The sequence below is a fragment of the Hallella seregens ATCC 51272 genome (genome assembly GCF_000518545.1).
In the GTDB taxonomy this organism is placed as follows: domain Bacteria; phylum Bacteroidota; class Bacteroidia; order Bacteroidales; family Bacteroidaceae; genus Prevotella; species Prevotella seregens.
The window spans coordinates 39864-51959 of sequence record NZ_JADU01000021.1; the positions used below are offsets into that span (position 1 = coordinate 39864).

Genomic DNA, 12096 nt, shown 5'->3' on the forward strand with positions numbered 1-12096 from the left:
AACGCCGTAAACGCGGGACGAAAAACGGGGAATCGAACGGCGAATGCACCGTGAAGAAAAGGCGGACACGCCGTGGCGTGTACTGGGGCAGCTATTCGAGGTTGCGGCGGTACTGGGCCGGGGTGACGCCAAACGACTGTTTGAACATGCGGTCGAAGTAGCTGCGGTCGGAGAATCCACAGGCTTGGGCCACCTCGCTCACCGGCATTTCCGGCCGGCGGCGGATGAGTTGGCGGGCGTAGTCGGTGCGTATCTTGGTGATGTAGGCCGTGAGCGACATGCCGGCCAGGTCGTTCACCTTGCGCTGCAGCGTGCGGCGGCTCATGCAAAGATGGTCGGCCAGCGCGTCAAGGTCTATCTCGGTGCTGTGCAATTGGTTGTAGATGGTGTTGGTGAAGTGGGACACAAATTCCTTGTCCTCCTGTGAGAGCACGGTCTTGGCATCGTTCACCTGCTGGGCGGCGAGCTGGTATTTGTCGTGCAGCATGCGGCGTTCGGCCAGTATCCACTCCACTCGGATGCGCAGCTCCGAGGCGCTGAAGGGCTTGAAGAGATAGGCGCTGGCACCGGCGCGGAGCCCTGCTTCGAGGTCGTCCTGCGTGGTCTTGGCCGTGATGACAATGACCGGCGTGGTGCCGATGGTGCGGTCGGCGCGGATACGCCGGCACATTTCCAGGCCGTCCATGCCGGGCATCATGAGGTCGGTGATGACCAGGTCGGGCTGCAGGCAGAGGGCCTTCTGCAGGCCGTCGGTCCCGTTGGTGGCATAGGTCAGGCTGTAGGCGGAGGGCATCTGCGAGCCGATGTACCGGGCTACGTCCACATTGTCTTCGACGATGAGCACGCGGGTGCGTGGGTCGTGGTCGTGGTCGGGCAGACTGTTGCAGCCCGTCGGCTGCCCGGTGCCGGCCTCCGGCTCCTTGTCGAAACTGATTTCGGTGATGGTCTCCTCGTTGAAAGGCTTCCAGTTGCCCTTGCCGTGTTTCAGGGGCAGCAGGATGGAGAAGGTGGCTCCCTCGCCCAGTCGGCTCTGCACGCTCACCTCGCCCTGCATGGCTTTGACCAGTTGTCGCACGAGGGAGAGGCCCACGCCGGTGCCCAGATTGGCGCTCTCCGACTCGGCTTGATAGAACGGCTCGAAGAGGTGCTTGAGGCTTTCCTCGGAAATACCTATGCCGTCGTCGACCACCTGGATGCACAGACGGTTGTCCCTGCGCTCGCAGGAGACGGTGATGTTGCCGTTTTGCGGGGTGAACTTCGTGGCGTTTCCGATGAGGTTGCGCATGATTTTGCGCAGGTAGTCGGGCACGACGTCCATCACGATCTCCGTCTCCTTGGGCATGAAGAGCATGGTGATGCCCTTGGTCTTGGCCAGTTGCTGTCCGCCCTCGACAATCATGTGGAGGTAGGGTACGACGTTGCCCGTGTGCCAGTCGGGGTTGCCCACTTCGGACTTCACCTTGGAGATGTCGAGCAACTGGTTGACGAGCGAGAGTAGCTGGCGGCCCTGCCGCACAATCATGGACCCCGCCGTGTGCTGCTGCTCCAGGCTGGCGGCGGTGGCTTTTTGCAGTTCTTCGGCCTTGCCGAGGATGACGGTGAGGGGCGTTCGGAACTCATGGGTGATGTTGGTAAAGAAGCGATTGCGCGCCTGCATGAAGTTGCGCTGCATCCGATTGGACTGCTTGCGCATGCGTGCTACGTACCAGAGCATGAGTGCCACGGCGATGGCTCCGAGCAGTCCCACGGCAAAAAGGCGCTTGGCCGTGCGCTCCACAGAGAGCTGGTGGTGGGCCTGGGCCATGCGCTCGTTGGCCTTGCGCTGGTTGATGTCGCTTTGCAACTCGTCTATTTCAAAGAGGTGGTTGGCGCTCATGAGGCTGTCGGCAGAGGTCGACGCCCGCTCGTAGGTCTCCAAGGCACGGCGGTAATCGCCCAAGTTGCGGTAGTAGTCGGAGTAGAGGCGGTAGATCTGCGGGTAGTATTCGCGGGCACCCACCTGGCGGGCGGTGGTGAGGGCGGTGGAGAGATAGCGGTTGGCCTCGGCATGGTTCTGCATCTTCACCAGCACGCCGGCCATGGCAATGCAGGGCTGGAGCCAGAGCCAGAGGTCGCGTTCGCGCGACACCACACGCATGGCCAGGCTGAACTCGGCCACGGCGCGGTCGTATTGGCCGGCACGTTGGTAGAGTCGGCCGAAGTTCATGTGGCTGTAGGCCAGCCCGGTGGAGGAGTTGGCCTGCTGGCTGTGGATGTGTGCCTTGCGGAAATAATGCCATGCCGAGTCGATGAGTCCGCGCCGCTCGAACACCATGCCGAGGTTGGAGTTGTCCACGTTCATGCCCAGATGGCTGCCCAGCCGCGTCTCGATGGCGAGGGCCTTGCGCAGCATGCTGTCGGCGGAAAGGTAGTGGCCGATGGTGAGGTGCACGTTGCCGATGCCGTTGTAGCCGATGGCTTGGCACTTGAGGAACTTGTCGCGCTGTTCCCCCCGGCCGCCGCCGCTTAGCTCGACGGCTTGTGCGTGGTGGTCGAGGCCGTCGTAGTAGAGTCCCATGCGGCGGTAGTTGACGCCGAGGTCGTTGAGGGCAGTGGCCATCATGAGGGTGTCGTTGAGCTGTTGGGCCAGGGTGAGCTGCTTGCGGTGGGTCTTGATGGCATCAGTGTATCGGCTGGCCGACTGGTAGCAATGGCCCAGTTCGGCGAGGTATGCCATCTCCCGATGTCGGTCGCCTACCCGTCGAAACCGCTCCACAAAGGCAAGCAGGGAGTCGGTGTTCTTGGTGTGGTTGTCGGTGGTGTCGAGCATCAGTCGCTGCCGATCCGTGTAGGCGAGCGGCGCTGGCTGCTGTCCACATCCTGACATGAACATACCAACGATAAACAATATTACTACGGCCACATGGCCTCTCTCCTTGGTCATATAGAGCGTAAGCTTGATTTACCGTTTAAAGTTAATATTTTTTGTATAAGTTTATATGGTTTATCGCAGTTTTTTAAGATATGTTAACTATCCGAAGACAGAGATGATCGCCGGTTTTTTAGACATAACTACATATTGAACATATGGCTGGCGCGATGTTATTTTGTTACTATGTCTTTTACCCCAACGCGCTAGCCATATGTTCAATATGTAGTTATGTCTAAAATTTCACCGCGCAGCCGCTACTGGATGCGGCTGGCGAGGTCGGGAGGCAGGACGGGCATGGCACCTTTTTGCGTGCATACAAAGGCGCTTACCTCGACGGCCAGCTTGTGTGCCTCGGCGATGGGCATGCCCGAGAGAATGGCTGTGGTAAAGGTGGCGGTGAAAGAATCGCCGGCCCCCACGGTGTCGGCCACTTCGACACGCGGCGTGGACTGGAAGCTCTTGGTGCCGGGGGCGAAGACGTAGCTGCCGTTGGTGCCGCAGGTGAGCACCAGCATGTCGAGGTCGTACTTGCCGAGGATGAGCCAGCACTTGTTCTCGATGTCGAGCCCCGGATAGCCGAACATGCGGCCGATGGCGATGAGTTCCTCGTCGTTGATCTTGAGAATGTTGCAGCGGCGCAGGGAGTCGCAGATGACCTCGCGGGAGTAGAAGTTCTGCCGCAGGTTGATGTCGAAGATCTTGAGACAGTTCATCGGCGTGGTGTCGAGAAACTGCATGATGGTGTTGCGCGAGGTCTCGTTGCGCTGGGCCAGTGAGCCGAAGCACACGGCGCGGCAGGTCTTGGCCGCCTCTTCAACCTCTGGCGTGAAGGGAATGTTGTCCCAGGCCACGTCAGTTTTGATGTCGTAGGTGGGCACTCCTTGGTCGTCGAGCTCCACGGCTACGGTGCCCGTGGGGAACGGCACGCGGGGCATGATGTAGCGGAGCCCGCGCTGGTCGAACTCCTTGAGCGTCTGGTCGCCGAGGGCATCGTTGCCCAAGGCACTGATGGCTACGGCTTCGTAGCCGAACTGACTGGTGTGATAGGCAAAGTTGGCGGGGGCACCACCAAGCTTGGCTCCCTCGGGGAGCACATCCCACAGGGCCTCTCCGAGGCCGACGATAATCTGTTTCATATTGCGTGTTTTGGGGAGCGGGGAGTTCTAGCGAACTCAGACACTCCGGGTTTTTACCAATGGATAGGGTCGGGGGGAGGGAATTTTGTCCCTCCGGAGCCTCAGAGACCGGCCGTTTTGCCGGCTGTGAAAGTTCTGATATAGGTGAAGAGGTAGGCCACGCCCACGGTCATGACCACAGCTGCACCCGACTGCCCCATGGCATCGCTGGCCACACCCATGAGCAAGGGGAAGACCGTGCCGCCGAAGAGGCCCATAATCATGAGGCCGCTCACCTCGTTCTTCTTCTCGGGCACGGAGAGCAGGGCCTGGGAGAAGACCATGGAGAAGACGTTGGAGTTGCCATAACCCACGAGGGCGATGGCGGTATAGAGCATCGTGCGGCTGGTGCCCACGAGCATGCCAGCCATGCTGAGTGCCATGAGCACGACGCTGATGATGAAGAATGTGCGCGTCTTGAGCACGCGAAGGAAGAAGCTGCCCGTGAGACAACCGATGGTGCGGAAGATGAAGTAGAGGCTCGTGGCAAAGGCTGCATCGTTGAGCGTCATGCCGAGCCGCTCCTGCAACAGCTTGGGTGCGGTGGTGTTGGTGCCTACGTCGATGCCCACATGGCACATGATGCCCAGAAAGCTGAGCAGCACGATGGGCTTGCCGAGCAGGCGGAAAGCACCGGCAAACTGACTGCCCATGGACTGTTCCCGGCTGTCGACGGCATCGGCGGGCTCCTCCTCGATGGGTGTGGACGCGAGCAGCAGCGTGGCAATGATGCCGATGACCATGTAGATGGGGAAGAGCACGCGCCAGGAAAGGCCGAAGCTGGGGATGGAGGCCGTGGCACCCCACATGGCAATGTAGGGGGCCATGAACGAGGCAATGGCCTTGACAAACTGGCCGAAGGTGAGCGTGGAAGCCAGGTTGCCCTGGATGACGCTGGACACAAGCGGGTTGAGCGAGGTCTGCATGAGTGCGTTGCCGATGCCCAGCAGCGAGAAAGAAACGAGCATCACGTAGAAGTCTTCTGAGAAGATGGGGAGCAGCAGCGACACGATGGTGACCACAAGCGAGAGGAGCACGGTGCGCTTGCGCCCGATTTTGTTCATCAGCACACCCGTTGGAACGGAGAAGATGAGGAACCAGAAGAAGACGAGCGAGGGCAGAATGTTGGCCACGGAGTCGCTCAGACCAAGGTCGGCCTTGACGTAATTGGAAGCGATGCCCACGAGATCCACGAAGCCCATGGCGAAGAAACAGAGCATCACGGGGATGAGAGAGAGAGGGGTTGTCTTGCGCATTGTTGTAGGTTTAAAGGGTTGGATATATCTTGGCCTTGCCTCCCTTGACCGTGATTTTGTCGTAGGGCAGACTGGGGAATACCAGGTTTGACATGGCCATCTTGCCTTCTGCGTCGAAGGCTTCGAGGCTGCTGTGGTCTACGAAGAGCAGCAACGTCTTGACCTTGCCCCGTGTGGGGGCGGTGGTGACGGCGGCAAACTCATTGCTGAAGTCGGTTGCACCGCTGCGGGTGCGGTCCATGGCAAAGGTCTCGGCCTTGGCATCGTAGGTCATGGTGACGTGTTCGCCCTTGCCGTTGGACAGTGTAATCACGGCGTCGCCCCGGAGCTGCACGTCGATGCGGCAGGCGGCGGTGAGGCGGCCGGAGGCTTGGGGCTGGAAATGGCGGAACACTTCGGGGCTGGGCTTCACGCTGCAATAGGTCTTGCCTTGGTAGATGAAGAGGCCGAGGTCGCGCGGGAGTCCGTTGGCCGACCGGAATTGCCGGGTCGGAACTTGGTTGGCATACTGCCAGTTGCTCATCCAGGGCAGGGCCACATGGCGGCCGTCGGGAGCGTTGTCAAAGGTGACTGTGGCATAGTGATCCTTGCCATAGTCCATCCATTTGGTCTCGGCGGGGTCGTCCTCGCACACAAACCGGTGTCCGTCGAACGTGCCGGTGAAGTATTGTGTGGCCGAGCCGCCGAAAGGACCGCCGGGGTTGATGTTGCAGATGAGGAGCCACTTGGAGTCCGCCGTCGGGGCGGCATTGGCGCCGCTGGCGGTACGGGAGCCGGCGGCCACGGGCAGCTGCATGAGGTCGGGGCACTCCCACACGCCCTCGTGGCAGCCGTAGCCCTCGCCGAAATCGCTCTCAAAAGCCCAGTCCTTCAGGTTCTTGGAGGAGAAAATTTTCATGTGCTGCTTCTCGGAAACGATGAGAATCCATGACTTTGTGGGCTCGTGCCAGATGATGTGCGGGTCGCGGAAGTCGGGAATGTCGGATGTAAGTACGGGGTTGGCGGCGTACTTGGTGAACGTGTGGCCGTTGTCGGTGGAGTAAGCCATGCTTTGCGTCTGCGCCTCGCCGGCCGAAGTGTAGTAGGCCACGACGGCATTCTTGCCGAATCCGGCCGTTCCCTCCTTGTCGACCACGGCCGATCCGCTGAAGATGGTGCCGAGCGCATCGGGCTCAATGGCCTTTCCCTCGAACGTCCAGTGCATGAGGTCGCGGGAGGTGGAGTGGGCCCACGTCATGTTTTCCCATTGTGATCCGTAGGGGTTGTACTGGAAATAGAGGTGCCACACGCCGTCTTTATAGAACATGCCGTTGGGGTCGTTCATCCATCCCCAGGCCGGCGTGTGATGGTAAGCGGGGCGGAAACGCTCGCGGTTGATCGTGTCGAAGCTGTCGGCATATTGCATGCCTTTCCAGCATGCAAAGTCGCGAAGGGCAATCTGTCCGCCCGACGGGGCCGAGGAGTTGGCGCGGTTGACGTGGATGTCGAGCAGGGCTTCGCCTTTGTCGAGCTCGTCGAGGAAGAGCGGTACGCAGTAGTCGGTGCGGCTGACAGCCAGCCGGCAGTTGAACTCCTTGACCACCTGGTTGTGCTGAATGACGCGCAACCGGCAGTTTTCCTGGCTCTCCTCAACGGGCAACAGGAGCACTTTGCGGGCCGTCGAGAGGCGCTGCATCACGTGTGTGTCGCTGAGAAAGGTGGGCTTGGGCGTCTGCGCGCCGGCGGTGAGGCAGGTGCAGGAGAGCAGGGAGGCGGCCAGCCACGCTCTGAGTGAGGTCTTCATTGTTCGGTTGTATTTATAGTTTTGTTGTCGATGGCTTCGTGACAGGATGTTGCAAAGATAGCAATATGCCCGCCATCAGCCTTGTTCAAATCGTTCAAAAGCTCGTAAATATGTTGCAAGTCTTGCCGGTATGCACTATGGCCATACGCGTTTCAGGTCGCGAACCCTCACCAGCGAGGGTGTGACGGTTGTGGACAGCCGGTGATAGACGGCCTTGGGATAGACCACATTGGTCATGGCAGCCGAGCCCGTCGACGTGAGAAGCTCCACGGACGAACGGTCGATGTAGAGATCCAGAGTGACTTCGTTGCCCTCGGTATTGATGGGCATGTTGACCGAAGGAATGGCAAAATTGGCAGCAAAGGAGCTGGCGCCTGTGCGTGTTCCGCGGTCTGCAATGATGCGACGGCTGGGTGCATCGTAGGTGATGGCATACTGATCGTTCTGTGCATTTTGCAGCGTGAGTATCCAATTCTGCGTGGTTGGCATGGTCACTTGCAGTTGGCAGGCATCTGTATTGCGCAGCATCCCATCCGTTGCTTCGCGCCACTCTCCGCCCAACGTTTCCGTTTCGCTGACCATCGTACTGGCCAACAAGGGCTTTCCTTGGTATTCAATGAGCTTCAGGTCGCGCGGAAGGGTGAATGCCGACCGCCATGGCGTGGCGGGAACACTGCCGGCATAGTTCCAGTTGTTCATCCAGCCGATGTACGTGCGCCGTCCGGAGGTGTTGTTCCAGGTAACTCCTGCGTAGTTGTCAGAGCCATAGTCGAGCCACAGGGGGTAGTCGAAATCTTGGTCGGCAATGAAGCGTGTGCCGTCGAAGCTGCCGATAAAGTACATGGTGCCCGAACCCGACACGGGGCCGCCAGGGTTGGTGCTGACCAACTGCACCCACTTCTCGTTGCCCTTGTAGTCGAGCGGGAAGAGGTCGGGACACTCCCATTGACCCTTGTTGCAGCGGTCTGTGCTGGAGGTGAATTCGCTCATCTTGGTCCAGTTTTTCAGGTCGGGCGATGACCAAAGCTCGATGGAATGGTTGTTTCCTGTGGCCAATTCCATCACCCATTTGCTGCCGGCCTCATACCAGAACACCTTGGGATCGCGGAAATCGGCGGATGTAGAGGCGATGACGGGGTTGCCGTCGTACTTGGCAAAGCTGTTCCCGCCGTCGGTGCTGTAGGCGATGGACTGCTGTTGCGCGCTGCCGGCCGAGGTGTAGATGGCCACGATGGCATTCTTGCCGAAGCCGGCCGTGTTGTCCTTGTCTACCACAGCCGACCCGGAGAAGATGTCTCCCAGGGCGTCGCGGGTCAGTGCTACGCTTTGCTCGGTCCAGTGCAACAGGTCCGAACTCGTGGCGTGCCCCCAGCTCATGTTGCCCCAACCATTGCCCTGGGGATTGTACTGATAGAACAAATGGTAGGTGCCATTGGCATAAACAAGCCCATTGGGGTCGTTAATCCAGTTGCGCTTCGGGGTGTAATGCACTTGCGGGCGATACTGTTCGTCGTAGTTGGACGGCGCGATGGGCGTGGTGCCGCCGCCATTTGTGGTGTCGCTGGATGCGTAAGGTCCCAGGTTTGGGTCTACTTCGCGGTCGGAACAGGCCTGCAGCATGCTAGTGCATGCTGCGGCCAGAAAGAGGAATGATAGTATCTGTCTCATGGAATTTGTCGTTTATCTTGTCTTTAAGTATTCCAGTGCGTTCTTTGCCATCTTGAGGATGGTGCCTTGATAGATGTTGTTCTTGGGGTAAGCGTTCTTGTCGGCGCTGCCGTCTGCATTCTTCATGGAGAACTCGCATCCTCCATTGCCCACGCAGATGGCGGTGCCTTTGTAGTCAGTGTTGCCTTGCCGGGCTTCCCACACGTTGAGCTGCGAAATCCAGCTCACCTGCGAATCCCATACGCCAAGCGGATAGATGCCATAGGTTCTCGTGACCTCGTTGTAGCAGGAGAGCTCTTGATTGCCCTTTCCTGTCAGCACGGCGGGCAGGTTGAAGTACAGGCAGTTGTGGTCTTCGGTCCATCCTGGGCCTTTGATGGTCAGCATTTGCACGCCGTTGCCGCCCGTGTAGACGGGAAGATTCTTGTACAGAGGATGCGAGGAAAAGTCGATGGCGTTGCCGCCGGCGTTCAGTCCCAGGGCCATGGACCATGCGTCGCCGTTGTAGCCACCCGCACCGATGCCGATGGCATGGTCGTTGCTCTGCATCATGCTTTGGTCGAGACGACCCAGCGTGGCGATGTAGGCCGTGGCGTGTTGCCAGAGTAACAAGTTGCCGCCATCCTTATACCAGGCCTTGACAATGTCGGTGGCAGCCGTAACGACGGCGGGCATGTTCCACACGTCGGCTTCGGAACCACTCTCCAAATCGCGCAGCCAGAACACCACTCGGTAGGGGTCTATGTCGTCGCGGCTCTTGACATTGCCGAAATAAAGGAACTTGGCGGCCGGGTATTCGCTGTGCATCCACAGCCATGCCGAGGCTTCATCGTCGTCTCCTTGGGCTATGAGTTCTTCGGGCGTGGGGTAGGTGCTGAGGAAAGCCATGGCTGTCTTTCCGATTTTCAGTTGCGACGTGGAGGCCAGCGAAGTGCCCTTGTCATTGACTGCACGCAGCGTGACGTCCCATGTGTCGCCGTAGGCCACGTCGCTGATGGTGTAGCTGGTGGCCGATGCCGGCAAGGTCTCCGTGATGTTGCGGCTGCCGTTCGAGGCCGTGAACTGGATGCCCGAAGCATCTGTAGCCGCGTTCCATGCCACGTGGGCGTCATAGCCTCCCGCCTTTTCCACCTGGGCCATTTGCAGTCCTGTAATCTGCGAGGCCCCCTCGCGGGTGTAGGTCTTCACCGTTCCTCGTGAGAGGTTGGTGCCGTCGCTTACCTTGAATACATAGGTGTAGTTCACGTTGGTGGCCACGGCCGGCTGTGTGTACTGGTTGCCGGCCACTGTGTCGCTCGACGTGATGGTGCCGTCGGTATAGAGCGAGACCAGCATCTTGTGCCCGTTGTCGAGTGTGGGCCACGTCCAAGTGTAGTCGTCTCCATTCAGGCTACCCGTTATCTGAGTGCCGTCAATGGCATTGAGGGCCATGGGCGCGGTGTCGTAATCTTTGTCCTGACAGGAGCCCACGAGCAGGGCGAGCAGGAGCCATAGACCGTATGATAAGTGTTTCATTGTGTGCTGTGATTTGAATGGTTGTGGCAATGTTTAGTATCCCTTGTTCTGTGTATAGAGTCCGGGGATGTAGTAGAGCTGGTTGTAGGGAACGGGGAAATACTCGTTCTTGCCCGTTGTGAAGTGCGCGTCCTTATAGTATTGGGCATAGCCTTGCCCGTCGTAGGAGTCGGCAGCCTCGCGCTTGAAGTAGGCGTTCAGCGTGGAAGAGAGCAAGCCCCAGCGGCGCAGGTCGAAGAATCGCTCGTGTTCCATGGCTGTCTCGAGCCGCCGCTCCCAGCGTAGGCAGGTGCGGGCCATGGCCTGTGTGTCGAAGTAAGACTCGGGATATAGCGCGATTTCGCACTGGCTGGAGGCGTAGCCGATGTGCTTGTCGACGGAGTTGGCCGCACGTTGCCGTATCTGATTGATGATGGTGCGGGCCTCGGCGAGGCGGCCAAGTTCGACGAGAGCCTCGGCGCGGTCGAGCATCACGTCAGTGTATCGTATCACATAATCGTTCATGGCAAAGGCTTGCCACGGCCCGTTGTAGGTCTCGCCCTTGCTGCGCTGCGGCACTTCTTTCAGCGAAGTATAGTAGCCATACGTGTTGGGCGTGCGCGAGTTGGCCGTGCTCTGCATGTGGGCCGACTCATATTTATAGGGGAAAGTCGGCATGCCCACGGTGTGGAACAGGCGCGGGTCCCACTTCTGGGCCGTCGGTGCACCGTTGACCGGATGGTCGTTGGAGGCTGCATAGCTGTCGAATTCGGGCAGCCCGTCCTTGGTCTTGAACGCGTTGACCAAGTCTTGCGAGGGCTTGTGGAAGTCCCAACCACACGACCACATGCCCCACATTCCGTTCAGCATGTTCGACCAGTTGGCGCGGCCGTAGGTGGTATTGTCGTCTTTATAGTCGGAGTGCTGCACGGCAAACACCGACTCCTTGCTGTTCTTATGGTCGGGAAGAAAGAGGTCTCCGTAGTCCTCCAGATAGCCATATCCGGAGTTGGCCACGATGTCGGTGTAGTCCACCACCTTTTGCATGTATGCCTTGTTGATGAAATTCACGCCCGTGCTGTCCTCGTAGCCGTTGCCCCAGGCCAGATTCAGGTAGCACTTGGCCAGGTAGGCGGCAGCCGCCACCTTGTTGGCGCGTCCGCCATCGGTCTGCGAAGCGGGCAGCACCGTGTAGGCTTCCTCAAAGTCTGCTATGACCTTGCCCCACAGTTGCTGGTGCGTCAGCGCGTCGTTGCGTGTCTGCTCCTGCGTGTTGTTGCGGTACACTTCCTCGTCAATCCAAGGCACTTTGTTGAACACCAAGAGGAGTTTGTAGTACAGATGGGCCCGCAGGAATTTCACTTCGGCCGCGCGGCGCGCGGCCGTCTCTGCGCCGAGCTTGGCCGTTCCGTTGGCTTTCAGCGAGAGCAGGGCGCGGTTGCAGCGGCTGATGCCGATGTACAGGTGATACCACAGCTCGTCCAGATGCCCCAGTGTGGGGGTCAGCGTGGAGAACACCTCCACGGCATGGTACTCCGTGTCGGTGGTTCCCGAGCCGCCTTTCAGGCAGTCGTCCGAGGCCAGGTCGCCGTAGGGCCAGAGGTTGAAGGGGTAGGTGTACCAGTCGTCGCCCAGCGAGGCGTAGGCCGAAGTGACCATACCCTCGGGGTCTGCGAACGCCTGGTCTTCGTCAATGACGGCACTGGGCTTGTAGTCGAGGAAGTCGTTGCAGCTGGTCAGCGGCATGCCGAGGCCAATTGCCAGTATGATTGCGAATGATAGCTTTTTCATTTTGCGTGTGGATAAGTG

Annotated in this window: 7 protein-coding genes; all 7 read right to left on the reverse strand. The window is 59.4% G+C overall.

Annotation, left to right across the window (positions count from 1 at the left end; translation table 11 throughout):
• Positions 1-91 precede the first annotated feature (91 nt).
• The 7 genes from L888_RS0108175 to L888_RS0108205 all read right to left on the reverse strand — a co-directional run bounded on the left by L888_RS0108175 (position 92) and on the right by L888_RS0108205 (position 12078).
• Positions 92-2923 carry an ATP-binding protein gene (locus L888_RS0108175; RefSeq protein WP_027952540.1) on the reverse strand — a complete coding sequence of 944 codons (2832 nt, stop codon included), beginning with the start codon at positions 2921-2923 and terminating at the stop codon, positions 92-94.
• Positions 2924-3165: 242 nt separating this feature from the next.
• Positions 3166-4047 (reverse strand): carbohydrate kinase family protein, encoded by an 882-nt coding sequence (locus L888_RS0108180; RefSeq protein WP_005845630.1) that lies wholly within the window; start codon positions 4045-4047, stop codon positions 3166-3168.
• Positions 4048-4148: 101 nt separating this feature from the next.
• The gene (locus tag L888_RS0108185; RefSeq protein ID WP_005845632.1) at positions 4149-5342 is read right to left on the reverse strand and encodes an MFS transporter; all 1194 of its coding nucleotides are present in this window, start codon (positions 5340-5342) and stop codon (positions 4149-4151) included.
• Between the two features lie 10 nt (positions 5343-5352).
• The gene (locus L888_RS0108190) at positions 5353-7125 is read right to left on the reverse strand and encodes a DUF4980 domain-containing protein (RefSeq protein WP_027952541.1); all 1773 of its coding nucleotides are present in this window, start codon (positions 7123-7125) and stop codon (positions 5353-5355) included.
• A gap of 135 nt (positions 7126-7260) precedes the next feature.
• Positions 7261-8793, reverse strand: a complete 1533-nt coding sequence (locus L888_RS0108195) for a glycoside hydrolase family 32 protein (protein WP_027952542.1) — start codon at positions 8791-8793, stop codon at positions 7261-7263.
• A gap of 12 nt (positions 8794-8805) precedes the next feature.
• Positions 8806-10308: a DUF4960 domain-containing protein gene (locus tag L888_RS0108200; RefSeq protein WP_027952543.1), complete on the reverse strand. Its 1503-nt coding sequence runs from the start codon at positions 10306-10308 to the stop codon at positions 8806-8808.
• Between the two features lie 33 nt (positions 10309-10341).
• Positions 10342-12078 (reverse strand): RagB/SusD family nutrient uptake outer membrane protein, encoded by a 1737-nt coding sequence (locus tag L888_RS0108205; RefSeq protein WP_027952544.1) that lies wholly within the window; start codon positions 12076-12078, stop codon positions 10342-10344.
• Positions 12079-12096 lie beyond the last annotated feature (18 nt).

Excerpts from the sequence above, each read along its gene's own strand:
- L888_RS0108205 (WP_027952544.1), bottom strand. The coding sequence starts at position 12,078 with ATGAAAAAGCTATCATTCGCAATCATACTGGCAATTGGCCTCGGCATG.
- L888_RS0108175 (WP_027952540.1), bottom strand. The coding sequence starts at position 2,923 with ATGACCAAGGAGAGAGGCCATGTGGCCGTAGTAATATTGTTTATCGTT.
- L888_RS0108185 (WP_005845632.1), bottom strand. The coding sequence starts at position 5,342 with ATGCGCAAGACAACCCCTCTCTCTCTCATCCCCGTGATGCTCTGTTTC.
- L888_RS0108200 (WP_027952543.1), bottom strand. The coding sequence starts at position 10,308 with ATGAAACACTTATCATACGGTCTATGGCTCCTGCTCGCCCTGCTCGTG.
- L888_RS0108195 (WP_027952542.1), bottom strand. The coding sequence starts at position 8,793 with ATGAGACAGATACTATCATTCCTCTTTCTGGCCGCAGCATGCACTAGC.
- L888_RS0108180 (WP_005845630.1), bottom strand. The coding sequence starts at position 4,047 with ATGAAACAGATTATCGTCGGCCTCGGAGAGGCCCTGTGGGATGTGCTC.
- L888_RS0108190 (WP_027952541.1), bottom strand. The coding sequence starts at position 7,125 with ATGAAGACCTCACTCAGAGCGTGGCTGGCCGCCTCCCTGCTCTCCTGC.